The organism is Alloalcanivorax balearicus MACL04, from assembly GCF_025532145.1.
In the GTDB taxonomy this organism is placed as follows: domain Bacteria; phylum Pseudomonadota; class Gammaproteobacteria; order Pseudomonadales; family Alcanivoracaceae; genus Alloalcanivorax; species Alloalcanivorax balearicus.
The window spans coordinates 62,542-86,480 of record NZ_ARXS01000013.1 but is presented as its reverse complement, the minus strand read 5'-3'; the positions used below and the strand labels follow the sequence as shown (position 1 = coordinate 86,480).

The following is a 23,939-nucleotide window of genomic DNA, read 5'->3' as shown; positions in this document are numbered from 1 at the left end:
CTCCCGGCAATTTTTTATTTCTGGCTCAAGGTCACGTACCAGGGTGTGAAGTGTTTTACCTTCAGGTTCAGGGCGTCGCTCAGTAGTGCCAGGGCCGCGTCGCTGTCGTCGGCGGGCAGCACGCCGGTAAAGTGGGGAGGGCGCTGGCTGGCGGCCAGAGTCTCGTCCAGCACCAGCATGCCGGTACGATGGTGGCGCAGACGCTCGATCACACGCGGCAGGGGGGTGTTGTTGAAGACCAGTTGACCGTTCGCCCAATCCGGTCGATGGGTGGGGGCGGCGCTTCGGGTGATCAATCCAGCGCGGTTCAGGTCGGCTTGTTGCCCGGAAGCCAGACGGAAGGTGTCGCCGCTGTCATGGGCGGTAACGGCCACGGTGGATTCCTGCACCGCCACCCGGCTGTAGGTGTCCGCCAGTTTCACGGTGTATTGCGTGCCCAGAGCCGTGGCGCTGATGTCCCGCGTCTCTACCTGGAAAGGTGCATCCGGGCCCTTGGCCACGGTGGCGAGCAGTTCGCCGCGCACCAGTTTCACGGTGCGAGCCCTTTCGGTGTAGTCCAAATCGATGGCGCTATTGCTGTTAAGCACTACCTGGCTGCCGTCTGGCAGGGGCACGGCACGGATCTCGCCGGCGGCGGTGCGGTAGTCCGCGCTCCAATAGGCCCAGGGAAGCTGGGTGCCGAACCAGGCCAGCAGTAGCAGCGAGCCCAGGCCGGTCAGTTGACGCCGGCGTTTGCGGCGTCGTTCGAGGGTCGGTTCGGAGGCCTGCCACATTCGCTGGATCTGCTCGAGCACCTGGCGTCGCCGTGGATCCTCCGCCTGCCAGATTTCGCACTCCGCCTGCAGCCGCGCGCGCTCATCGGCCCCGGCCTCCTGCAGGGCCACCACCCATTCGGCGGCTTGCTGGCGAATACGGTTCAGGTCCGACACGGTGTGTCCAGGCTGTCATAGAGCCGGGCGTGGCAATGGGCCAGCGCCCGGGCCAGGTACTGTTTGACGCTGCTTTCAGAGACCGACAGCCGGCGTCCGATCTGCCGGTAACTGAGCCCTTCAAGGCGCGCCATAAGGAAGGCGCGGCGGGGCTTTTCGGGTAACTCGTCGACCAGCAGCTTGAGGACACTGACCAACAGATCCCGGGCCGCCGCGATCTCCGCCGGGCCCAGGTTGTTCCGGGTTTCCAGCAAGGTGGCGACCTGGCGCAGGGCTTCCTCCTCCACCTGTTTGCGGTGGTGGCGGTTGATCAGCAGGCGGCTGGCAATGACCAGGAGATAAGCACGGGGGTCGCGCAGTGCTTCCAAGGGTTGATCGCCGAGAATCAGGCGCAAAAAAGTATCGTGGCTCAGATCCGCGGCGTCCTGGGGGCAGCGCAGGCGCCGGTGCAGCCAATGGGTCAGCCAGCCATGGTGCGCCTCATACAAAGCGCCGATCTCGCCTTGGGAACGAGGAGGCAGGGGCTGTGGGTTGGTGGCTGTCCCGGTCATGCGTTCCGATACTGCGCCTATAAGTTGAGAGTGATTATCAATTAAAGGCAAAACGGCTGCAACCGGCGTGCTTTTGCACACCCTCGAGCCCGCCAAGACGAACCCTTGCAAAATCAGGATAATGGCGCCCAGCCAAACCCCTGCGCGCCAAACTCTCCAACCCGGACTCTCCCCATGGAAATCAAGGTCAACTTCCTCGACAACCTCCGCCTGGAAGCCAAGTTCGATGACTTCACCGTCGTCACCGATCAGCCGATCCGCTACAAGGGCGACGGCTCGGCGCCGAGCCCGTTCGACTATTTCCTGGCGTCGTCGGCACTGTGCGCGGCTTACTTCGTGAAGGTGTACTGCAAGGCACGGGATATCCCCACGGACAATATCCGGCTGTCGCAGAACAACATCGTCGACCCCGAGAACCGCTACAACCAGATCTTCCGCATTCAGGTGGAGCTGCCGGAAGACATCTCCGACAAGGACCGGCAGGGCATTCTGCGCTCCATCGACCGTTGCACGGTGAAGAAGGTGGTACAGACCGGGCCGGAGTTCCAGATCGAGACGGTGGAGAATCTGGACGAGGACGCCCAGGCGTTGCTGATGGGCGCGCCCGAAGGGGAGGCGCGCACTTATATCGAGGGCAAGGACCGGCCATTGGAGGAAACCATCGCCACCATGACCGGCATCCTCGAGACGCTGGGCATGAAGATCGAGATCGCATCGTGGCGCAATATCGTGCCTCATGTGTGGTCGCTGCACATCCGTGACGCGGCCTCGCCGATGTGTTTCACCAACGGCAAGGGCGCCACCAAGGAGAGCGCGTTGTGCTCGGCGCTGGGGGAGTTCATCGAGCGGCTGAACTGCAACTTTTTCTACAATGATCAGTTCTTCGGTGAGGAGATCGCCAACAGCGCCTTCGTGCATTATCCGAACGAGCGCTGGTTCCAGCCCGGGCCTGATGACGAACTGCCCGAAGGCATTCTGGATGAACACTGCCTGGCCATCTATGACCCCGAGGGTGAGCTGCGCGGCTCCAATCTGATTGATACCAATTCCGGCAAGGTGGAGCGGGGAATTTGTTCGCTGCCGTTTCAGCGCCGTTCGGACGGCGGGACGGTCTGGTTCCCCTCCAATCTGATCGAGAATCTGTTTCTCAGTAACGGCATGAGCGCCGGCAATACCCTGCCCGAAGCGCAGGTGCAGTGTTTGTCGGAGATCTTCGAGCGGGCGGTGAAGAAACACATCATCGAGGAAGAGCTGGCGCTGCCGGACGTGCCGCCGGCGGTGCTGGCGAAATACCCGAATCTGGTGGAGGGCGTCGAGGCGCTGGAAGCCCAGGGCTTCCCGGTGCTGGTCAAGGACGCTTCCCTGGGCGGCCAATTCCCGGTGGCCTGCGTGGCGCTGATGAATCCACGCACTGGCGGCGTGTTCGTTTCTTTCGGTGCGCATCCGAGCATGGCGGTGGCGCTGGAGCGCAGTCTTACCGAATTGCTCCAAGGTCGCAGCTTCGAAGGACTGAACGATGTGCCGCCGCCCACGTTTACCAGCCTGGCGGTAACCGAACCCAATAACTACGTGGAGCACTTCATCGATTCCACCGGGGTGGTGTCCTGGCGCTTCTTCAGCGCCAAGGCCGATTACGACTTCCACGAATGGGACTTTTCCGGCAGCTCTTCAAACAATAATGAAGAGGAGGCGACTGGCCTGTTCCGGATTCTCGAAGATATGGGTCATGAAGTGTACACGGCGGTGTACGAAGACCTGGGCGCGCCGGTTTGCCGGATTCTGGTACCCGGTTACTCCGAGGTCTACCCGGTGGATGATTTGATCTGGGACAATACCAACAAGGCCCTGGACTATCGGGAAGATATCCTGAATCTGCATAGCCTGAATGACGATCAACTGGCCGATCTGGTGTGGCGCTTGGAAGAAAGTCAGATTGATGACTACACCGACATCATCACCCTGATCGGCATCGAGTTCGATGAAAACACCGTCTGGGGTCAGCTCACGGTTCTGGAGCTGAAGTTGCTGATCAGTCTGGCCCTGGGACAGCACGAGGATGCCCTGGAGCGGGTGGAGGCCTTCCTGCAGTACAACGACAATACCGTGGAGCGTAATCTGTTCTATCGTGCGGTCAGCGCCGTGCTGGAGATTACTCTGGACGAGGAACTGGAATTGAACGATTACCTGGTGAGCCTGCGGCGTATGTATGGTGAGGACACCATGAGTAGCGTGGTCGGCGCCGTGGATGGTTCCGTCCGCTTCCCTGGTTTGACGCCCACCAACATGCAGCTGGATGGCCTGGACAAACACCTGCGCCTGATCGAGAGCTATAAAAAGCTGCATGCGGCGCGGGCGGCCAGATGGGAGAGCACGCTGTCGAAGGCCTCATCTTGATCGTGTGGTGAATATGAATGGACTCAAAGTTGCGGCATGCGTATTGCTCATGTCGGTAAGCCCCGGAATGCCTGCCGCTGAAATCCCTTCCAGCCCTCGGGCGGAAAAGGCGATCGCGAGTGTGGAGGCGTCTTTGAAGGCGGCGCTTGCAAAGAAGGGGCTGAAGTATGGCGCGCCAATATTCATCCGCATCTTCAAGGACCCGGGGGTTCTCGAAGTCTGGGTGGAGTCCAAGGACGGTCGCTTCGTCCACTTCAGGGATTACGATATCTGTACCTTTTCTGGTGCACTCGGCCCCAAGCTGAAAGAGGGGGATAACCAAAGCCCGGAGGGCTTTTACTTCGTCAAGGCGGATCGCCTCAACCCTTGGAGCCGCTTTCACCTGTCTTTTAATCTCGGCTACCCGAATCAGTATGACCGTTATCATGGCCGCACAGGCAGTGCCTTGATGGTGCACGGCGACTGCGTATCCATTGGCTGCTACGCCATGACCGATGCCTATATAAATGAAATATACGCGTTATCCGCGGCGGCCCTGCAGTCGGGGCAACCCTATTTCAGAGTCCATTCTTTCCCGTTCCGGCTTGAGGAAGAAACGCTGTCAAAATACAGTTCCCATCGCTGGTATGCGTTTTGGCAAAACCTCAAAGAAGGCTACGACTATTTCAGCAAGCACCGCAGGCCGCCTAATGTGGAGGTGGTAAACGGAAAATACGTCTTTGGCCCATGAACTGATGCCAGGCTGACCGCATGTCGAAGTCCATCGACGCCATTCGACTAACCTGGACAACAGGCTGTGCGAATCGATGGAGCTGACAATGATCAAGTTGTACGGAACACCCCCGACCCGTGCTCTGCGTGCTATCTGGTTGCTTAATGAACTGGGCCTGGAGTACCAGATGCTCCCGGTGGATATTCTGAAGGGCGAGACTCGGGAACCGGACTTTCTCGCCCTTAACCCCGCCGGCAAGGTCCCTGTTCTGGTGGACGGCGATCTGGTGATCACCGAGTCGTCCGCAATCCAGCTTTACCTCGCTGATAAATATTCCCAGGCTGGTTTTGTCCCGGAGACCGTGGAGGACAGGGCGAAGATGTACCGTTGGATCTTTTTCCTGGCTACCGAAATCGAGCAGCCGTTGTGGCGTATCGCTCGTCATACCTTCTTGTACCCGGAAGAGAAACAGCTACCCCAGGATGTGGATCTGGCGAGGCAGGAGTGCCTGGAGATGCTGGCCGTGCTCGAGCAGCATATGAAGACGCATGAGTTCATGGTTGCCGGCCGGCTTAGCGTGGCCGACTTCAACGCCGCCTATACACTGGATTGGGCCAACGAAGAGGAGATGCTGGGCGATATGCCGAGATTGACCGAATACCTGAAGGCCATGTACTCCCGGCCCGCCGCCCCGCCGTCCATTTCCGGAGTGCTTGCGGCCCCGGGAAGTTAGACCGGTATTGAACCGTGGCGTGGCTTCAAAAGGAGCTGTATTCAAATGACAGAACTGGAAAGCAAATCCCATATGACCACCGGCAACTGGATCTTTGTTGTGGCGGCTGCATTGCTGGGAGTGATAAACCTGATCGACTTTGCCTTCCATGGGAATGATCTCCGCGACCTGGGGGCGGCGGTTGGTTTGCTCTTCATTGCCTGGGGAGGCTACAAGGATATCACCATGGTGATGGTTGGCGGTGCTCTCCTGGCGATCGGATCAGTGGCCGCGAAATATCTATTGTGAGGAGGTTCTCGTCCGGCCTTGGGATACGATCTGGCCGACTGGCGCTTCCGTTGCATCGAGCCCTGTCGCTGAAACGGCGCACAATGATGGGCCTGGCTTGTTAAGCTGTTTCAAGGTGATGTTGAGGGAGCATCGGCATGAAGGCGGTGGTGATTACAGGTTGGGGGCTCAAACCTCGTTTAGTGGTTCGTGAGATGCCGGAGCCCGGTGAACCAGGGCCGGATGACGTGGTGGTGCAAGTGCGGGCGGCTTCCGTTAACCCCAAGGACTGGAAGCTCAATTATCACCTCGCCCTGCTGGCGACTCCCGTGCTGAGCCGGCGACTCCCGCCACTGTTTGGCGATGACCTGGCGGGGACGGTGATCGCGACCGGGCGCAATGTTTCCGACTTTGAAGTTGGTGATGCGGTTTATGGCATGGACATGAATCTGCGCACCGCGTCCCTGGCGGAGCGGACACGTATCAAGCAGACGTGTATTGCCAAGAAACCGGTCTCGTTGTCGTTTCGCCAAGCCGCGGCCATGCCACTGGCGGCGCTTACCGCATTGCAAGGATTACGCAAGGGGCGGGCACGGGCCGGCAGTAAAGTGCTGATTATTGGCGCCTCCGGAGGAGTGGGAACTTTCACGGTACAGATCGCCCGGGCGCTCGGCGCCAGGGTGACCGGGGTGTGTAGCGGTGGAAATACGGATTTCGTTCGTAACCTTGGTGCCGATGAGGTGATCGATTATACCCTTGGAGATTACCGCCGCGGCGCTGGGAGCTTCGATCTGGTCTTTGATGTGGCCGCCAATGAATCCCCTCGCAGTTGCGCCGATCTGATCGCGCCCGGCGGCTGGTTCATTTCCACCGGAGGTCATGCCCGGTCGATGCTGGGGACACCGATATACCGTATGTTGGGCCGGAATGCGGCGAACATCATGGTGGCTCCCCGGCGCAAGGATCTGGAAATCTTGTCGGTCCTGGTGGATGAGGGAAAACTCAGGCCGGTGATCGACAGTGAATTTGATCTTACCGATATCGAGCAGGCCTACCAGCGTAGCCGCACCGGGCGCTGTCGGGGTAAGGTAGTGATTGGCGTCGCCGAAGAAGGTCCGTTCGGGTCGGTTTCTGATGAGCCCTGATGAAGACCACTTTCAAACTTTGAACGCCTGGTTTCAGGGAGGGAACATTGGTTGATTCCGTTTGCATAAACACAGGCTCCGTTGAAATCAGTATTTCCGGAAACATCATCTCCGTTGCTTTTGATGATGTGGCGGGTATTCACGCCTATGCCCTGGAAGTCCCGGCGTCCTTGCTGACCTTTGTTGTTCTTGCCACTGAGTCGGGCTACAACCTGGAAGTTCGAAGTGATATGGCGGGATGGAGCCCATTCCTGCGTGAGCTTGGTGAGCATCTTCCTCTGAAAGTACGGGACCTGCCCGGCCTGATTGGCCAGTTGACTGCCGATGCCCCAGTGGCGGAGCTGTATCCATAGACGAAGCCGTTAGGGGAGCCGGCTATATTCTCGCCGGGGTGGCTTTGCCGATCATCCTGCAGGATGGTGCGCAGCGGTGGCCGGAGGGTTGGATCGTGTTGGGCCTGCTCGGCGCCGCCGGCTTGCCTGCCGCCTGGTTGGCTGCCCGCCGAGTGCATCAGCCGGCGGGTGGCACCATGGCGTTGCTGAATGCCCGGGAGTGCCGGCGGATCGCACCGACGTTGATCGGCTACGGTGTTTTTGGGGCCGGTTATGTCGGTTACATGACTTTCATTATGGCGCTGCTGCAGGAGCAGGGGGGCAGTAGCGAGCAGATGATCTGGTTCTGGTTCACGCTGGGGCTGGTGTCCGCTGTTACCAATCTCCTATGGGGGCGGCTGCTGGGTGCTTTCAGTGATGGTCGCGGGCCGGCCCTGGTTTTCGCAACGGCCATGCTGGGCACCTTGCCGGTTCTGCTCTATCCGGGACCGGTGGCGATGTTCCTGTCGGCGATCCTGTTCGGCGGCAGCTTTATGGCGGGCCCCACCTCGATTACCATCGTTGCCCAGCGTCAGTTGTCGCCCGCGTCCTGGACCGCCGCCATCTCGCTGCTGACGGTGGGGTTCGCATTTGGCCAGACCATTGGCCCGATCCTGGCGGGCGCCATATCCGATGTAACGGGCAGCATTGAAGCCGGCTTTTGGGTATCTCCGCTACTATTGGCTATTGCCGCCTGTGTGAATCTGTTGCAACGTCCCCCTGTACCGGCTGAGTCTCCGGCGCTTGCCGGTAAGTCCAGTTAGACACCTTTCAGGAGTTGCGAGGATGAAAAGCGCGAAAGTCTTCTGGGACAAGGCGGCACCTCGTTACGCCAAGAGCCCGGTCAAGGACGAAGAAACCTACCAGAAGAAGCTGTCGATAACCCGGAGCTATTTTCAGCGCGATTGGTCGGTGTTGGAGTTTGGCTGTGGTACCGGCAGTACCGCCATCCAACATGCCGCTCATGTGGACCATATTCTGGCCACGGATGTTTCTCCCAGGATGTTGGAGATCGCGGAACGGAAAGCTCGTGAGGCGGGAATCGGAAATATCCGCTTCCAGGAGGGGAGTCTGGAGACGCTGGACCTGGCGCCATCCAGCTTTGATGCGGTGCTGGGGTTGAATATCCTCCACTTATTGGAGGACGCCGAGGGCGCGATCCACCGTGTTCATACCCTGCTTAAGCCTGGAGGCGTCTTTGTCTCCAGTACTGCGCTGGTGGCCGAGATGGCGTTCTATTGGCGATGGGTGATTCCCGTCATGCAGCGTCTGGGATTTGCTCCTCATGTCAGTCCGTTGAGCCAGAAGGGACTGGTGACGTTGCTGACCAATGCGGGGTTCTACATCGATCACGAATGGCGGGCAACAAGAGAGTCGGTTTTCATCATCGCCGGGAAGCCGTTGATATGACCTACGAGGAATTCAATGCATTTTGCCGCTCCCTGCCCGCGGCCTCCCATGTCGTGCAGTGGGGCGGTTCCCATGTCTGGAAGGTCGGAGGCAAGGTTTTCGCTATCGGAGGGTGGCAAAAGGATGGCCAGCCGGCCTTCACGTTCAAGGCTTCGGATTTGAACTTCCATATTCTAAGTGAGGAACCCGGGTTCCGGCCGGCGCCCTATCTGGCTTCCCGCGGCATGAAGTGGATACAGCAATACGATGCTCCCGCCGAGTCGGATGAGCAGCTCAGGTACTACATCAAGGAATCCCACCGTATTGTTGCCTCGGGACTGACCAAGAAGAAGCAGAGGGAGCTGGGTCTAGCGGAGTAAAAAGAGCGGAATCCTTTACCCGCCCTGTCGCCCCGATAGCCGTTCTTCCAGCGTGCCCAGGCGTTTTTCCATTGTTCTCAGAAGGTCCAACATCTCCTGCCGTTCATCATGAGCGCGCTGGTTCTCCCGCTCCCTTTCCTCCCGCAGTTCCATGTCGTGCACCTCCTGGGTGGCGTTGACAATGATGGCGATGAACAGGTTCAACACCATGAAGCTGGAGATAAGAATGAAGGGGACGAAGAAGATCCAGGCATGGGGGAACTGCTCGATCACCGGACGGGCGATCCCCATGGACCAGCTTTCCAGGGTCATGATCTGGAACAGGGTATAGATGCTGGCGCCCAGAGTGCCAAACCATTCCGGGAACGCCTCGCCGAACAGTTCCGTACCCATTACTCCGAAGATGTAGAACATCATCAGCAGCAAGGCCGCGGTCCAGCCGATGCCGGGCAGCGAGTGCATAAGGGATTCCACCAGCATGCGCAGCCGTTTTACCGTGGACAGGAGCCGCAGTACCCGGAGGATGCGAAGGCTGCGCAGGATCGCCAACTGACCGGAGGTGGGAGCCAGGGAGAGGCCGACGATGAGAAAATCGAAGAGATTCCAGCCGGAGCGGAAGAAGCGGGGGCCGAAGGCGGTCAGCTTGATCAGGATCTCCGCCACGAACACCGCCAGGATGACACTGTTGAGCAGCGCCAGTAATCCGCCGGCGGCTTCTTCCGCGGTGGCGGAAGTCTCCACCCCCAGCACGATGGCATTGAGGAGGATCAGGCCGGTAATCAGGTGCCGTACAGGCGGTGACTCGATCCACGCTCCAAGCCGTTGGCGCCAACTGTTCAAAACCAGCGTTGTCATGCCTGTCTCCGTTTGAAATCCTCTGGCGCCGGCTTGGCTGGCGTATTCGGCGCGCAGTATACATGGTGTGAGCGGTGGAGCCGACAGCGGAATAAACCGCTATCTTCCCGGTCGCCCCGGTCCCAAAGGAACTCCCGGGTACTAGAGACCAGGGGAGGGAGAAATAATTCCGTTTTAGGGTCGGCTTTGGCGTGTACTCTGCTATCAACATCATGACCGTCGAGTTACGACGTCGCTGGGGGACGCGAGCTCGCTCGCGAATTTCTGTAACATCCATGCTGTAGCAAGCAAGGGATTGAGCCGGGTAATGGACAAGAAAGCCAAGAAAATACTGCTTTCCACCTTTTGGAAGAACGGTTGGATTGACAGAAAGGACAGGGTTCTGACAGGGCCGGACTTCGAGTATGCGAAATCAAAGGGGTTGATGTTTGATCCCATTTCGATTTCACATGATGACTGCGTGGCTGCCATTGTCAGATTGGTGAACGAGACCCCTGTGGAGGCGGTGGCCAAAGGGTTTGTCAGTAGTCTGAGTCGTCGCCGTCTGGATTGGCGCTCCGCCCTGTCCTCTTATGTGATTGCAAGGAGCATCCCCGACCATCACTACACTCCTGTTGTCTCCGGAACTCACTATGTGGACGGAAAGCCGGCCGCGCACTCTTACGTTTGCGGTATTTGCAAAGACTGCCGGTATGGGGTGATAGGGCATGAGTCCTATGAGGAAAGTGATCTTAATGTATTGAATTTCGAGCGGATAAAATGGGGCGGTGTTCGCCATGGTGACATTCTCTACACCCTTTTTGACTTGAGGGAGTTTAAGCGGTGCGAGATTCCCGAGCCGACGGCTGATGATGTCGATTGTCTGAACGGCATACTGAGTGTAATTGAAAGCTCACAGCCCGATGATTATCCAGGTGCACTTGAGAAGCGGCTGGCCTCGGTTGTAAAGTCCAGCAAGGCGGAGCGGCAGGTTATCATCGAGATTCTGGCAAGCATCGGTGTGTTAAAACCCGGCAGCTACGACCGGCCGGTAAAGGGAAGAAACGACTGGGTGTTTGCCGAGTACTGGCGTGGTGAAGATGGCTGCTGCCGTCAGGCGATAGAAGAGTATTTCCGGCCGTACTTTCCGTCTTGACGTCAACGACTTTATAAATGGATGCCGTATACGTAATGAAGTATCGAGATGGAAAGGGAAGCCTGGATACTCCAAAGAAGATTCTAAAAGTGAATCACGCCGGAGAGTTCGGTGCGATAAATATATATCGTTCCCAACTTTTTATTGCAAAGATTCTTATGCCTGACCTGGTTCCATTGTTGGACTCATTTCTGCAGGATGAAAAGCGGCATATGCAGATATTCTGGAATGAAATACAGGCCAGAAATGGCGTTAAATGCAAAAGCTTCTGGTTGTGTGGCATCGGGGGCTACTTTATGGGGCTTGTTTCGGCCTTGCTTGGTAGAAAAGGCATCATGGCTTGCACGTGGGCGGTTGAGTCGGTGGTTGTTAATCATCTAAATAATCAGCTCCACTACTTGAAGGGCAAACATGATGAGATGGCCTACTCGACTGTTGCTTCCGTTCTGGAGGACGAAGAAAACCACAGAGACATAGGTGGGGGTTACGGCGGCAGAGATAATATTTGGTATGGCCCGCTAAGACTTTCAATTAGTGTATTCACTGAAGTGGTGATCAGGTTTGGTATGAGATAGAGCGGAGTAGCCGGGAAAGTTCCTGTTACGGGAAGAATGCAGAACTTGCCTCTCATTCTTTCCTGAATATTCTAGGGAGTCGATTATGAAAGGGATCTTTAAGAAGATTTTTGGTTCAAAATCGAAAAGTGATTATGATGCCCGATCCGTGATTAGGCCCTCGAAAGATGCCGAGGCTTTTTGGCAGAGTGTCTATGATGCCAGAACGACATACTACGAAGAACATATCGGATCGTTTCCCGAGGATATACTGAAGCTGCCCAGCATGATCGGGGTTTGGCCAGGTGGTGGGCTTTATGTCATGTCCGCGGACAAGCTGGGGCAGGATTTGTGGGTGTACACCACTTTTGGCATGACCAATTCGGATATGCCAGCGAATGCTACGATGACGGATTCCGAGGTGGAAACCGATGACCAGGGCCGTGTAGTGCGCCAGACAGGTACCTTGAAGGCGAAAGAGCAGGCGGAAAGTCCGGGTGGCACCGCCGGTTATGGCTATGAGATGTTGGTGATCACCAGAGAAAATGTGGATTGGCCGCTGGGTTTCATGCAATGGACGGTCAATGCCGAGATTCTGAATGATGTGGGTATCCTGAAGCGGGTGGAGGATTATAACGGTCTCACGGTTCAGGAAATTCAGGTCGCTGAAGGCGACCTTGTCAATGTGCTGATCAGCAAGGCACGGCAGCCTCTGCCTTTGGGAGTCGACCTGCCCAACGGGCGGATGGATCTTCTTGTCGCCACCGTTATAACCGATGACGAAATGGAATGGTCCATGGAGAACGGTCGGGATGCGCTGCTGGACAAGTTGATCGCCGCGGGAGTGGGGCAAGTCAGCGAGCGGGGCAGAAAATCAATCCTGCAGGGATAATGACACGATGCTCGACGAATCAGAGATGAATCCGGAGCGCTGGGCCCGACTTATGGCGCTGTGGGACTTCGGCGACAATACCGAGACGTATCGCTCCCTGGTGTCTTCCTACTCAGAGAAGGGCCGTTACTATCATTCGCGAGAACATGTTTCCGCTTGTCTTCGACATCTGGATAGATGCGTTTCGGATATACAGTCCCCCCGTGAAGTAGAGTTGGCCTTATGGTTTCATGATGCCATCTATAAGCCGCTTTCAGGAAAGAACGAAAAGAAAAGCGCCGACTGGGCAAGATCCTTCTTGCTGGAGAACGATACATTCAACGATACCGTGGACAGAGTGCACCGTCTCATTATGGTGACCGAGCACAATGCTCCTGCGAAGACGAATGATGAATCGTTGTTAGTGGATATTGATCTGGCTGTATTGGGGGCGGACCCCGCAACTTACCAGATCTTTGAAGAAGGCGTGCGCAGCGAATACAAGATGGTGCCATGGCCCTTATATCGAAAGAAGAGAGTGGAGGTGCTCAAGGGCTTTCTTGATCGCCCCAGGATCTTTCAGAACGAACCTTTCCTGACGGAGCGCGAGCAGCAGGCCAGGACAAATCTGGCGGCTGCCATATCGAAACTGGACGGATAGTCAGAAGAGGCCTGGGATAGCAGAGTCGATAAGGGAGTTTGGCGGTGTCGAAAGTGATATTGAAAGGGTACATCGTGGTACCCGAGCCCGATCTTGAAGCCGTCAAGGCCGAGCTGGCGAAGCATATTGATTCTACTTTAAGAGAACCCGGCTGCCTCTTTTTTGAGGTGTCCCAGGATGTGTCCAATCCGTACAGATTCAATGTCCATGAGGTATTTTCGGATAATGACGCTTTTGAAGCGCACCAGGCGCGAGTACGGCAGTCAAAGTGGGGAAAGGTTTCCGCAAGAGTGGAGCGGCATTACAAGGTCAGTCACCGATAGATGAAGGTACATACAGAAAATCTGCTTCGCCGCTGAGTTATAAGAGGATTGTGAGCTTTGGACGCCAAAGAATTTGCAGCACGCTGGAAATCCGAGAAAGACTCGACTCTGAGGCAGCTTCGAGAAGGGCAAGGGCTGGCCGCGCAGCGAATCAGGGAAATAGGGCTTTCTACTGACCAGCAAGCGAAACTTTGGGCAGCTATGGATGTGGCGTTGACGGACGTCTTCTACACGCTGCTTCTTGGTTTGGATGGTAGTGCGGGCATCGGGGGTATCCAGGAGGCGTATACGATCCGGGACGAACAGGGGAACATGCTTTCCGGCAACGGTGAGTTGGAGGCGGCCGCATACGAACAGTTTCATGGGCTGGGTAGTGCTGATTTACTAGGGTGAGATATGCGGATTGAAAGCGCCAAGAAGGGCGACCATGGTCGTTTGATAGAAATCTGGGAAGCGTCCGTCAGGGCAACTCACGACTTTCTAATGGAAGAAGATATAGAGGCGCTCAGGCCGCTTATACTTGAGCAATACTTTGACGCGGTTGAGCTTACTTGTGCCCGGGATGAATCCGGCGAGATTAAGGGGTTCTGTGGCGTGAGCGAAGGGAACATAGAGATGCTGTTCATCGCACCGGAGGCACGTGGAACCGGTGTCGGGTCTTTACTGGCAGCGTATGCCGTGGAGTGGCAAGGAGCCACAAAAGTAGACGTTAATGAACAGAACGACCAGGCTCTGGGCTTCTATAAACGCATCGGCTTCTCGGTAGTGGGTCGCTCGCCTTTGGATGGGCAGGGTAAGCCCTACCCACTATTACACATGGAATTGGCTTAGTCGGCTTGTCGGTTTCCTGTACTACGATCTGCCATTGAATGGAGAGTGGTCGGACCTGACCGCGAGCTTTCGTCTGGAAAGTGTCGATGACACACTGAACATCATTCTGGAAGAGATCCATGTGCTCTAGATAGAGATCACCGATGGCCGGAACTGGGGTGACGCTATCTGGTGGCGTTGACACGGCAAAGGATCGGGCAGGATCAGGCAAGGGGAGTGCCTTGCCGTTCGCCTGGGTTTGTGTTGGCATGCTACACGTCAACCGACTTTGACTAATCGTGAGAGCATTCCAATGACCGACGACACCTATACGCCTCCGAAAGTCTGGCAATGGGAGCCCGGCAACGGCGGTAAGTTCGCCAACATCAACCGGCCCATCGCCGGTGCCACCCATGACAAAGAACTGCCGGTGGGCAAACACCCATTGCAGCTTTACTCCCTGGCCACGCCCAATGGCGTCAAGGTCACGGTAATGCTGGAGGAATTGCTGGCTCTGGGCCATGCGGGGGCTGAGTATGACGCCTGGCTGGTCAATATCGGCGAAGGCGATCAATTCGGCAGCGGCTTCGTGGAGATCAATCCTAACTCCAAGATTCCCGCCATGATGGATCACAGCGTGGATCCGCCGCAGCGTGTGTTTGAAACCGCCTCCATTGTCCTGTATCTGGCGGAGAAATTTGGCGCTCTGATACCCAAGGAGCACGGGGCTCGCACCGAGTGTATGAACTGGCTGTTCTGGCAGCAGGGCGCGGCGCCTTTCCTGGGCGGTGGCTTTGGCCACTTCTATGCCTATGCCCCGGAGAAGTATCGCTATCCCATCGATCGCTACACCATGGAAGTGAAACGCCAGCTCGACGTGTTGGATCGCCACCTGGCGGAGAACACTTATCTGGCTGGTGATGAATATTCGATTGCCGATGTGAGCACCTGGCCCTGGTATGGACAGCTGGTATTGGGACGTTTGTACGACGCCGCTGAATTCCTGGATGTGGAGTCCTACAAGAACGTGACTCGTTGGGCCAAGCAAATTGACGCCCGCCCGGCGGTAAGTCGTGGCCGCATGGTGAACCGGACTTTCGGCAAGCCTGAAACCCAGCTTCGTGAACGTCACGACGCCAGCGATTTCGACACCCGCACCCAGGACAAGCTCGAGGCGTCCTGACCACTTATGGTATGAACAGGGATGAGTACACTCTTTCATAACGGAAGGTACAGGCTGGATACCGTGCCTCGTGAGATGAGAATGTCTCACTGGGTCCATGCTCCGCTGCTCATTGATACGGAGACGGCCGAGGTCCTGCTGGATCTCCGAGATGGGCTTTGGGATCTGCGAGGCGAAAAGGAGGAAGGGCGGGCTATCCTGCTGACACTGGCGCGTTACCCGGATGGTAATAAGGAGTACGAGCTGCTTTTGCATCCTCATGCCGGAACGATTGCCGTTGGTGGTTGTGAGTATCCGTTGGCCAGAGCCGCGGAGATCTTGAACGCCGCCCTGTCATAAAGTCGATTGCAAAGAGCATGGCTGGCATGGAACAACGAAAGAGATTGCTCCAGCGAATCGCAACGGCCATTGCAAATAAGGTGAACAGCGCAACCCTGCGTGTGGCTATGGATAGACCGGTGGTCGTCTCCCCGCGGGAGGCGACTCGGGGGGATGTGCTTCTCTTTGATGGTATTTTCCTGCAGCGGCCGGAGTTGAGCGGGTATTGGGATCTATCCCTCTATCTGGATATCCGCAGTGATACTTCCGTATCCCGTTTGCAGCAGCGGGATAGCGGCCCCTGTTCCCCGGATCACCCTCTGAACCGCCGCTATACGGGTGGGCAGGCTTTTTATAGGCAGCGATGTCATCCCATGGAAAAGGCGCATATCATCGTGGACAACAATGAGGTGGCCAGGCCGTTTATCGTTAAGTGGGATGATCGTTCACCGAATTGAAAGGGTAATGTATGACCCTGGTAAGGCAAAAACTCTAACCTCCACGTCGCATGGCGTGGCCAATCGCTCCCGAGGAGGGAACGAATATGTCTCTTTCAGTGGATACGCTGGGTGAAATACGGGCCTTGGTGCGCGGCGGGTTCGATGAGCGTGATGACATCATCGAGATCCTGTGTGAGGAGATGTATGAACCGGGAGAACTGGACGAACAAGCGGTGGAGCAGGCCGTGGACGCCGCTTTCAGTGAATTGGAACGGGAAAAGCGCCAATGGCCGGCGGTAACGGATTGCGACCGTTTGGAGCAGGCGTTCCTGGCGCTCAATAAGCGGGGTGTGATTGCCTTGCATAATGCCGGGTACACGCAGGATGACGGCTATGCCGACGTTCAGGAGGTGTTCTCTGAACACCCTGAGCAGGACAGCGTTAGCGGCTACTGCTTTTACCACGGTCAGGATCTGGAATGCGTGGTATCCGGCGGTGGTCTATATCTGGCCTTCGGCCCCATGGACCCGGTGCATGAAGAGACGGAGGGGCCAGTGGTGGGCACGCTGATTGTCGAGGAACTCACCAAAGCCGGCCTGGATGTGCAATGGGATGGTACCTTCGCCCATCGTATCTTCATTCCCGATATGGATTGGCAGCGTCGCTAAGCCAGCGCGTGTTACTGCCATTTGCTTTCGATGGGAGTGCCCCGTCCCACGGTCTTGGTCACCGGGGTCTTGGCGGCGATCTCCAGCAGCCGCTGCCGTTGCTCGTCGGTCAGCTCCCTGCTGCAGGAAAGTGTCCGGTCGATGAACTCGTTGCCGCCTTCGTCGCGACGGAAGTGCAGGTGCACGCTGATTTCTCCCAGATCCCAGCCCTTGCGATCGGCGTACATGCGCAGGGTAATGGAGGTACAGGCACCCAGGCCGGAGAGCAGAAGTTCGTAGGGATTGGGGCCGCTGTCCTCTCCGCCCAGATCGGCGCCCTCATCAGCCTGAAGGCGATGGTGGCGGGCGTGGATATGCTGCTGATAGTGAGTGTCGCTGTATACCGATACCTTGGCCATTGCGGTCTCCTTGGCGGTGGGCGAACAGTGCTCTTACTGTGCCACAGCCGTGCCGGTATCGGGAATGCCCCTCTCCGCTGGAATGCTTTTTTCCGGTGAGATTCCGGAGAGAGGGGCGCTTTGAATCAGACCGCGTGGGAAGCCAGATCATTATCGATTTGCTGTGCCTTGATGGCAGCGGGGCGCTCCATCAGATTGGCGCAGTAACGTTCGAACACCGGCCGTTTTTCGATGGCGCCGACGGCCATCTCGTAACCCAGGTAAGCGCCAGCGAGCAGGTCGGCGGCGGTGAATCGCTTTCCAACCAGGTAATCGCGCCAGCGTAGTTCGTTTTCCAGCGTATTCAGTACCCGGTCCAGCGTGCCGTATCCGGCGGTGGCCGCCTTCTTGGCATCGTTGCCGATCTCGAAACCCAGCACATGGTTGGTGCAGGCGGCATCGAACGGGCCGGCGATGAAAAACAGCCAACGATAGTAAGCGCCCCGCTCCCGGCTGGCCGGAGCCGGTGCCAGTCCGGCTTGCGGGAAGGCATCGGCCAGATAGGTGCAGATCGCCGAGACTTCGGTGACAACGGTGTCGCCGTGCACCAGGGCGGGTACCTTCCCCATCGGGTTGATCGCCAGATAGTCCGCGTCTCTCATCCCCAAACCGAACGACAAAACATGGGTGCGGTAGGGCTGGTTCACTTCTTCAAGCATCCAGCGCGCCACCCGCGCCCGAGACATGGGATTGGTATAGAAGACCAGATCCTGACTCATGCAATCCTCTCCGTGTCGTTATTGATTGGAAGAAGAGTGTAAGTGTGTCTCCTGTCAGATAATGGCAGCAGTGTTGCCGGGCGGAACGTCAGCCCTTCTTTGCCACCTTCTCCAGTGCCAGCAGGGTGTCCATGTAACTGACGAAGTGATTCAGATAGTCCGGTGACAGGCCGCGCAGAGTTTCCACGCTTCGGGTGACCAGGCGGTGTGCATTGAGCGGGCCGGCGTCGCCGGGTGTCTGGGCGATGGCGTGGTCGATGCGCTTTTGGGTATGCAGGCGGGCGCGGGTGGCGCGCAGTTGGCGCAGGGCCTTGAGTTCCCGTGGCGATGTCAGGGGACGGATGTTGCGGCGCCCTTTGCCGGCGATCTTCTGAAACAGGTTGGGGTGGTCTCTTAGCAGGGAATCCAAAGGCGTGTTGTCGGCGCCTTCGTCTGCGATATCGCTGTTCTGCAGTGCTTCCAGCAATGCCACCAGCGGTGAGGGTGATTGCCGTACCTGCTGCTCGGCGAGGCGCTGGAAAGTGCGCAAGTCACCGCTTTCGAACAGGTGATCCAACTGTGCCTGTGTCGCGTCGTCGAGAGTGTCATAAGGCAAAGCGGCGCGCCGTACCCGGGCCGCCTCCCGCGCTTCTTCGAAGCGCGTTTGATAGTCCGTCAGCGCCTGCTGCAATTTGTCCTGTTGCGCCGGTGATGGTGTCCGCTGGCTCTCCGCCATCCGTCGCGCCAGGGCTTCCAGATAACGGAAACGCACCGGGTCGTAGCGGTCGGCGTGGTCGTCACGTAACCGGGCAAGACGTTCCAGCGGTGTGGGTGAGCCGGTGACGTCACTCATTGTTCTCTGCCTGATTGCTCTGGCGCGGTACAGTGGTGATCTCCACCCGACGGTTCTGGGCGCGGGAGGCCTCGCTCTGGTTTGGAACCACCGGCTGATTGTCGCCGAAAGCGGCGGCGAAAATGCGATCCGCTGGCATGCCCTGGGCGATCAGGGTGCGGGTGACGGTAAGCGCCCTTTGCGCCGAAAGCCCCCAGTTGTCCTGATAACGCGAATTCCCTTTCTGGATCGCCAGATCGTCGGTGAAGCCGCTCACCATCAGCAACTCGTCATGTTCGCTGAGATAATTCCGCAGCGGTTCCACCAGGCTGCTCAGCAACTTTTCGCCCTGGGGTTGCAGGACATCGGAATTGAGCGCGAACAACACGCTCCCGCTGATGCCGATGCGGCCGTTATGGAAAGTGATACGGCCGCTGGAGAGCGGATCCCGCAGGGCGTCTTCCAGCGCGATACGGCGCTGTTCCTCCACCTGGCGGCGGGCTTTTTCCTGTTGCAGGGACTGGCTCAGCTCCAGTTGGATGCCGATCACCCACACCGTGATCAGCACAAAAATACCCACCAGCGCCGCCATCAGATCGGAGAAGATGGCCCATACCGGCGTGGCCTGGGCCTGGCTGTCGTGCAGCTCGTCCATCAGACGGCTCCGTTGCCGTTGGTGGCCGACTGCTGGCGCACCGCGCCAAGCGCTTCAAGCACATCTTTCTGCGAGGTCATGCTCAGGTCGATGACTTCCCGCGCTTGCTCCACGTAGTAAGCCAGCTGTTCGTCGCTGCGTGTGGTGGCCTGCTCCAGAGCGGCTTCCACCCGTTGCAGGTGATCCATCAGCTTGTCATTGGCGTCGCTGAACAGTTGCACGGCGACGGAGAACGCCTCGCTGAGGCTGGCCACTTCATGGGCGCCGCCGGTGACGTCGGACGTCACTTCATCCAGCTTGCGGCTTTGTTCGTCCACCTGTTGCGAGAAGGCGTCGCTGACGGTTTTGAGAACATCGCCGGAATCACGGATCAGACTTTCCACTGCCTCGCGCTGGGCGGTGGCGGCTTCACGCTGGGCGGCCAGCAGGGTTTCCAGCTCCGCCATGATGCGTCGGCGTTCCTCCAGCATGTCGTTGTCGCGTTCACTGCCACGGGCCATCTCCTCGCGCAACTGGCTGATTACCTCGGCGGCGGCCTTGGGCGTCTCCGAAGCGGTTTCGATCAGACGCGTCATGGGCGCTTCCAGAGCCGCGCCCAGGTCGCCGAGATGGCGAGTAACCGTGGTTTCCAGTTCCGCCAGTCGCGCGGTGGCGGTTTCGCCGCGCCGGGCTTCTTCATCACGCAGCCCGGACAGGGCCTCGCCAGTGTCCGCCATCAGTTTCTCCAGGCCGTTGCGCTGTTGCACGATCAGCGTTTCGGCGGCGCTCTGGAATTGCTCGTTGTGGTTTTGCAGGGTCTGGGTGATGTTTTCGATCAGGCCCGCGGCGGAGCGCTGCTGTTGATCCAGACCATGGCGCCAATGCTCGGCGGTTTGTTCGGTGGTGGCCTGGAAGCGCTCGGCCAGTGTCGCCAGCTGACGTTCGCCGGTGCTTTGCAGTTGCTGGTGGTGTTCGCGAGTCTGGTCCAGCAACGCCTTGCTGTGTTGATGGAAGGTGTCGTTGTGGTCCTTCAGCGTGGCGCCAAGGGTGTCCGCCAGTTGAACGTTGGCTTGCTGCTGTTGCTTCAGGCCATCGCGCCACAGTCCCGTCGCTTGCTCGGTGGTGGTCTGGAAGCGCTCCGCCAGAGCCGTCAATTGTGTTTCACTGGCCTGCTGCAAGTGCTGATGATGCTCCCGCGCCTGAGTCAACAGGAGATCGCTTTGTTCACGGAAGCGTTCGCTGTGCGCCTGCAGCGCTTCGGCTACCTGTTCTGTCAGCTGGCGACTGTATTGTTGCTGCTCGCCGAGGCCGGATTGCCAAGCCCGGGCGGCGTGCTCGGTGGTGACCTGGAAGCGCTCGGCCAGCTCCGACAGTTGCTCCTTGCCGGCTTCGCGCAGTTGCTGGTGGTGCTCCCGGGTCTGTGCCAGCAGCTCGCCGCTGTGTTGTTCGAAGCGGTTGTTGTGCGCCTTGAGCGCGGCGTCGATATCGGCGGCCAGCTTGCCGCTGTTCTGCTGTTGTTCGGCAAGCCCCTGGCGCCAATGCAAGGCGGCTTGTTCGGTGGTGGTCTGGAAGCGTTCCGCCAGGGCGCCGAGTTGGCGCTCGCTGATCTCGCTGAGCGCCTTGTGGGTGCTTTCCGCCTGTTGCCCCAGACGGGCCATGGCCGCTTCCACGATCGGGCGGGTACTCTCCGCCGCGATGCGGCCGCTGTCCGCCAGGCTTTGTTTCAGGGTCTCGCCGACCGAGCGGGCCAGTTGTTGGTAGTGGCCGCTGACGTTGTCATGGAACTGCTCCTGGTTTTGCGTCAGAGCGTCGCTGACCTGCTCGCTCATGTGTTCCATGCGTTCGGCAAGATGACCGAGTTGGGCAACTACTTCGGGGAAGGCGGCGGACTGCTCTCGCAACGCCTGGTAAGTATCGCGCTGTTGCTGGCCGATCGAGAACGCACGCAGTTCCGTGGCGATATGACCGTCCAGCTCGCGGCCGGTCAGAATCCGGTCACGGCGGCTCAGGGCGGCGGCCAGGCCCAACATGGCGGAGCTGGCGACACCGGCGATGGAGGTGCCGAACGCCAGACTCATGCCGCTGATCGGCGCGGCCAGAGCATTACGGATGGCGTGCAGCTCGCTGCCGCCTTCCAGAGCGGTAACCGCACCGCGCAGGGTCACGATCATGCCGATGAAGGTGCCGAGCAGGCCGAGCATGACCAGCAGGCCGGAGAGGTAGGGGGTCAGCATCGGACCGGGCAGGGCGGCCGGTTCGCCTTCCACCCGGCGGCGCACCGCGTTACGCAGGGAGGCGGGCAAGCCGGCGAGCCATTGGCCGAGACTGTCCGGGCTGCCCGGCAGTTGTCCCAGGCTCTGGCGCAATTGATCGGTGGCGCGGCGGAACTGCCGCAGTTCCAGGAAGCCCAGGCCGTAAACCAGTGCGATCAGCAAGATGGCGGTCAATGCCACCAGGTCGGTGCCGAGAAAGCCCAGGCCCACCCAGATCACCGTGATGGCGCCCAGAATGAAGGTCAGCGCGAAAAGAAAACGTGTCATTGCGGGAGTGGTTCCTCGTGATTCAATGCGTCCAGCAGGCCTTGCACCGGTTCCAAACGGGTTTCCAGCTCGGCCAGCAGCAGCGTCTGCATTTCCTGTCGAAACTGGTGTAACCAGCCCCCCGGCGCCACCCAGGCGTCCATCGGATCGGGCTGATCTTCCTGTTGTTGGTTGCGGTGCGCCCGCCAAAGGGAGCGAAAGCGCTTGCCCAGGACCATCGGTATGGCGCCGAAGCAGTAACGGCCATAGCTGGCCAGAGTATTGTCGAACACCGTGTCGAGCACGGCGAGCTGGGCGAGAGTGTGATTCTGGGCGGTGAAGCCGTCGCGGAGACGTTGCCGAAGATACTGGATAGCGGTGATCAGCTGCCTCTGATGGGACAGGTAAAAACGTTCATAGGGTTTGAACACCGGTGGCGTTTCGATGGTCTGCGGCAGTCGCAGCTTCACCTTGGCGTCGCCGGGGTCGAAACTCAGCGTGATGCCGTTGAGGAGCGTGTCACGGGTCTGGTTGAAGTCCGCCCGCAGACGCTCCGTCAGACCTTCTTCGGGGCGGAATGGCCCCATGGACTGGTACTTATAGGCGGCGTCCAGCGCAATGGTATCGGACAGATCGAACAACCGGCCCATGCGCTCCGCGAAGCAGGCGTGAGCATCAAGGCCGGTGCCGTTGCCCAGTGCGGCCACCAGCTGTACCAATCTGGCGCTGGGAGGGGCCGGTTGCGCTTTTTTTTGCGTCCTGTGCGTGTTGTTGCTCATGGGCCGCCGTGGCTAGGAAAAAGGTATGACCATGCCGTCGCCTGGCGCGACGGGAAACCGCCCATTCTAATCAACTGCGGCGGCCCCACCAATCCTGCGGATGCCTGAGTCGGTTTGACGGTCAGCCGGGATCGTTGGCGGCGGGCATGCTGACCACGGCTCTGGCCCGCAAAGCACGGATCTCAGCGTCACTGAATCCGGCGTCGGCCAGCACACTTTGACTGTCTTCCCCGAGCCGCGGCGCCGGCCGGTCGGGGTGGGTGACGGCCCCGATGAAGCGCAACGGGTGCCGGGTACCCAGTAGTTTGCCTTCGCTGGGGTGATCGATTTCCTGAAAGAAATCCACCGCCTGCAGATGTGGATCGTCGAGCAAATCCTCCAAGGTGTTCACCGGGCCACAGGGAATGTCCTGCTCCTTGAGCGCGGCAAGCCAGTAGGCGGTGGTCTGTGCGGGCATGCATTCCGCCGCCACTTGATACAGTTCGCCAATGCGCTCGCTGCGACGTGAGGGATCCAGCACCCAGTCCGCGTTCGCCAGATCATGACGGCCGACCAGGCCGAGGAAGCGCTGCCAGTGACGTGAGGTGTAGGGCAGCACGGCGAGATAGCCATCGGCGGTGCGATAGGGGCGGCGGTAAGGCGTCATAAGCCGGTCGTAACGCAATGACCCTAGCGGAGGCTGGAACACGTGGCCGCTGAGGTGCTCCGCCAATAGAAAAGACACCAGACTCTCGAACATGGGCGCTTCCACCGATCCGCCCTGGCCGGTGCGCTCGCGGTGCAGCAGCGCGGCGGCGATGCCGATGGTGGCGTAAAGGCCGGCTACTTTATCGGCCAGGACAGTGGGGGCGAAGGCCGGGGGTGAATCGGGGGTATGGTTGAGGGAGGCCAGTCCGCTGATGGCTTGCATGATGTCGTCATAGGCCGGGTCATCGGCATAAGGCCCATCACCGCCGAAGCCCACCGCCGCGCAGTACACCAGGCGGGGATTCAGGCTCCGTACGGTGGTGTCGTCGATGCCCAGTTTTTGTGCGGCGGCCGGGCGCACGTTGTGAAGCAGCACGTCGGAGCCCTTGATCAGTTTGTGCAGTGTGGCCTGGCCTTCGGTGGTTTTCAGATCAATGACCAGAGAACGTTTGTTTCGATTCAGATTGAGAAAGCCGGCGCCCATACCAGTGTGCCGGGCTGGCGCTGCGGCGCGAAAGATGTCTCCTTCCGGTGCCTCCACCTTGATCACGTCGGCGCCCAGGTCGGCAAGAAGCTGGGAAGCGAACGGGCCGAGTACCACGGTGCTCAGATCCAGCACCCGGATGCCCTTCAGTAATTCGAACATGAGATCTCCTTACGGCAC

Annotated in this window: 30 protein-coding genes; 20 read left to right on the top strand and 10 right to left on the bottom strand. The window is 58.7% G+C overall.

What is annotated here, in order from left to right; translation table 11 throughout:
- Positions 1–14: 14 nt before the first annotated feature.
- On the bottom strand, positions 15–929 hold the full coding sequence (locus MA04_RS12495; protein ID WP_262460757.1) for a FecR family protein: 915 nt from the start codon (positions 927–929) through the stop codon (positions 15–17).
- A complete protein-coding gene (locus MA04_RS12490) occupies positions 917–1,480 on the bottom strand; it encodes a sigma-70 family RNA polymerase sigma factor (protein WP_262460755.1) in 564 nt (187 codons plus the stop codon). The genes MA04_RS12495 and MA04_RS12490 overlap by 13 nt, the downstream gene beginning before the upstream one ends.
- A gap of 174 nt (positions 1,481–1,654) precedes the next feature.
- Between MA04_RS12490 and MA04_RS12485 the strand changes: the two genes are divergently transcribed.
- The 9 genes from MA04_RS12485 to MA04_RS12445 all read left to right on the top strand — a co-directional run bounded on the left by MA04_RS12485 (position 1,655) and on the right by MA04_RS12445 (position 8,871).
- Entirely contained in the window at positions 1,655–3,874 is a 2,220-nt protein-coding gene (locus MA04_RS12485) for an OsmC domain/YcaO domain-containing protein (RefSeq protein WP_262460753.1), read from the top strand.
- A gap of 13 nt (positions 3,875–3,887) precedes the next feature.
- Positions 3,888–4,604 (top strand): L,D-transpeptidase family protein, encoded by a 717-nt coding sequence (locus MA04_RS12480; RefSeq protein ID WP_262460752.1) that lies wholly within the window; start codon positions 3,888–3,890, stop codon positions 4,602–4,604.
- Between the two features lie 88 nt (positions 4,605–4,692).
- On the top strand, positions 4,693–5,319 hold the full coding sequence (locus MA04_RS12475; protein WP_262460750.1) for a glutathione S-transferase family protein: 627 nt from the start codon (positions 4,693–4,695) through the stop codon (positions 5,317–5,319).
- Positions 5,320–5,364: 45 nt separating this feature from the next.
- Entirely contained in the window at positions 5,365–5,607 is a 243-nt protein-coding gene (locus tag MA04_RS12470) for a hypothetical protein (RefSeq protein WP_262460748.1), read from the top strand.
- Between the two features lie 137 nt (positions 5,608–5,744).
- Positions 5,745–6,731 (top strand): NAD(P)-dependent alcohol dehydrogenase, encoded by a 987-nt coding sequence (locus MA04_RS12465; RefSeq protein WP_262460747.1) that lies wholly within the window; start codon positions 5,745–5,747, stop codon positions 6,729–6,731.
- A gap of 47 nt (positions 6,732–6,778) precedes the next feature.
- Complete coding sequence (locus MA04_RS12460; protein ID WP_262460745.1) at positions 6,779–7,084, top strand: hypothetical protein; 306 nt, start codon at positions 6,779–6,781, stop codon at positions 7,082–7,084.
- Positions 7,081–7,866: a YbfB/YjiJ family MFS transporter gene (locus MA04_RS12455; RefSeq protein WP_316252605.1), complete on the top strand. Its 786-nt coding sequence runs from the start codon at positions 7,081–7,083 to the stop codon at positions 7,864–7,866. The genes MA04_RS12460 and MA04_RS12455 overlap by 4 nt, the downstream gene beginning before the upstream one ends.
- 22 nt (positions 7,867–7,888) lie before the next feature.
- Positions 7,889–8,512 (top strand): class I SAM-dependent methyltransferase, encoded by a 624-nt coding sequence (locus MA04_RS12450; protein WP_262460744.1) that lies wholly within the window; start codon positions 7,889–7,891, stop codon positions 8,510–8,512.
- Positions 8,509–8,871 (top strand): MmcQ/YjbR family DNA-binding protein, encoded by a 363-nt coding sequence (locus MA04_RS12445; RefSeq protein WP_262460743.1) that lies wholly within the window; start codon positions 8,509–8,511, stop codon positions 8,869–8,871. The genes MA04_RS12450 and MA04_RS12445 overlap by 4 nt, the downstream gene beginning before the upstream one ends.
- A 15-nt stretch (positions 8,872–8,886) precedes the next feature.
- Here the strand turns inward: MA04_RS12445 and MA04_RS12440 are convergent, their stop codons facing one another.
- Positions 8,887–9,726, bottom strand: a complete 840-nt coding sequence (locus MA04_RS12440; RefSeq protein WP_262460741.1) for an ion transporter — start codon at positions 9,724–9,726, stop codon at positions 8,887–8,889.
- 307 nt (positions 9,727–10,033) lie between these two features.
- Between MA04_RS12440 and MA04_RS12435 the strand changes: the two genes are divergently transcribed.
- The 11 genes from MA04_RS12435 (at position 10,034) to MA04_RS12385 (ending at position 16,689) form a co-directional block, all read left to right on the top strand.
- Entirely contained in the window at positions 10,034–10,861 is an 828-nt protein-coding gene (locus MA04_RS12435) for a hypothetical protein (protein WP_262460740.1), read from the top strand.
- Positions 10,862–10,878: 17 nt separating this feature from the next.
- Complete coding sequence (locus tag MA04_RS12430) at positions 10,879–11,436, top strand: demethoxyubiquinone hydroxylase family protein (protein WP_163127035.1); 558 nt, start codon at positions 10,879–10,881, stop codon at positions 11,434–11,436.
- A gap of 85 nt (positions 11,437–11,521) precedes the next feature.
- A complete protein-coding gene (locus tag MA04_RS12425; RefSeq protein WP_262460738.1) occupies positions 11,522–12,307 on the top strand; it encodes a suppressor of fused domain protein in 786 nt (261 codons plus the stop codon).
- 7 nt (positions 12,308–12,314) lie between these two features.
- Complete coding sequence (locus MA04_RS12420; RefSeq protein WP_163127037.1) at positions 12,315–12,947, top strand: HD domain-containing protein; 633 nt, start codon at positions 12,315–12,317, stop codon at positions 12,945–12,947.
- 44 nt (positions 12,948–12,991) lie between these two features.
- Entirely contained in the window at positions 12,992–13,270 is a 279-nt protein-coding gene (locus MA04_RS12415) for a putative quinol monooxygenase (RefSeq protein WP_316252602.1), read from the top strand.
- A gap of 57 nt (positions 13,271–13,327) precedes the next feature.
- Positions 13,328–13,663, top strand: a complete 336-nt coding sequence (locus tag MA04_RS12410; RefSeq protein ID WP_262460736.1) for a hypothetical protein — start codon at positions 13,328–13,330, stop codon at positions 13,661–13,663.
- Between the two features lie 3 nt (positions 13,664–13,666).
- Positions 13,667–14,101, top strand: coding sequence for an acetyltransferase (locus MA04_RS12405; protein ID WP_262460735.1), 435 nt, complete (start codon positions 13,667–13,669; stop codon positions 14,099–14,101).
- Positions 14,102–14,393: 292 nt separating this feature from the next.
- Positions 14,394–15,263: a glutathione-dependent disulfide-bond oxidoreductase gene (gene yghU, locus MA04_RS12400; RefSeq protein ID WP_262460733.1), complete on the top strand. Its 870-nt coding sequence runs from the start codon at positions 14,394–14,396 to the stop codon at positions 15,261–15,263.
- 81 nt (positions 15,264–15,344) lie between these two features.
- Entirely contained in the window at positions 15,345–15,602 is a 258-nt protein-coding gene (locus MA04_RS12395; protein ID WP_262460731.1) for a hypothetical protein, read from the top strand.
- A 26-nt stretch (positions 15,603–15,628) separates the two neighbouring features.
- Positions 15,629–16,039, top strand: a complete 411-nt coding sequence (locus tag MA04_RS12390) for a nucleoside/nucleotide kinase family protein (RefSeq protein WP_163127042.1) — start codon at positions 15,629–15,631, stop codon at positions 16,037–16,039.
- A gap of 86 nt (positions 16,040–16,125) precedes the next feature.
- Entirely contained in the window at positions 16,126–16,689 is a 564-nt protein-coding gene (locus MA04_RS12385; RefSeq protein ID WP_014992733.1) for a DUF6891 domain-containing protein, read from the top strand.
- Positions 16,690–16,700: 11 nt separating this feature from the next.
- On the opposite strand, the gene MA04_RS12380 is transcribed toward MA04_RS12385, so the two are convergent.
- The 7 genes from MA04_RS12380 to MA04_RS12350 all read right to left on the bottom strand — a co-directional run bounded on the left by MA04_RS12380 (position 16,701) and on the right by MA04_RS12350 (position 23,921).
- Positions 16,701–17,087 carry an OsmC family protein gene (locus tag MA04_RS12380; protein WP_163127043.1) on the bottom strand — a complete coding sequence of 129 codons (387 nt, stop codon included), beginning with the start codon at positions 17,085–17,087 and terminating at the stop codon, positions 16,701–16,703.
- A 125-nt stretch (positions 17,088–17,212) separates the two neighbouring features.
- The gene (locus tag MA04_RS12375) at positions 17,213–17,845 is read right to left on the bottom strand and encodes a glutathione S-transferase family protein (protein WP_163127044.1); all 633 of its coding nucleotides are present in this window, start codon (positions 17,843–17,845) and stop codon (positions 17,213–17,215) included.
- Positions 17,846–17,933: 88 nt separating this feature from the next.
- The gene (locus MA04_RS12370; RefSeq protein ID WP_163127045.1) at positions 17,934–18,677 is read right to left on the bottom strand and encodes a DUF2894 domain-containing protein; all 744 of its coding nucleotides are present in this window, start codon (positions 18,675–18,677) and stop codon (positions 17,934–17,936) included.
- Positions 18,670–19,311 carry an OmpA family protein gene (locus MA04_RS12365; RefSeq protein ID WP_163127046.1) on the bottom strand — a complete coding sequence of 214 codons (642 nt, stop codon included), beginning with the start codon at positions 19,309–19,311 and terminating at the stop codon, positions 18,670–18,672. The genes MA04_RS12370 and MA04_RS12365 overlap by 8 nt, the downstream gene beginning before the upstream one ends.
- Entirely contained in the window at positions 19,311–21,830 is a 2,520-nt protein-coding gene (locus tag MA04_RS12360) for a DUF802 domain-containing protein (RefSeq protein ID WP_262460728.1), read from the bottom strand. Before MA04_RS12360 ends, MA04_RS12365 begins: the two co-directional genes overlap by 1 nt.
- Positions 21,827–22,588 (bottom strand): DUF3348 domain-containing protein, encoded by a 762-nt coding sequence (locus MA04_RS12355; protein WP_262460726.1) that lies wholly within the window; start codon positions 22,586–22,588, stop codon positions 21,827–21,829. Before MA04_RS12355 ends, MA04_RS12360 begins: the two co-directional genes overlap by 4 nt.
- A gap of 121 nt (positions 22,589–22,709) precedes the next feature.
- Positions 22,710–23,921, bottom strand: coding sequence for a CaiB/BaiF CoA transferase family protein (locus tag MA04_RS12350; RefSeq protein ID WP_262460724.1), 1,212 nt, complete (start codon positions 23,919–23,921; stop codon positions 22,710–22,712).
- Positions 23,922–23,939: the final 18 nt, after the last annotated feature.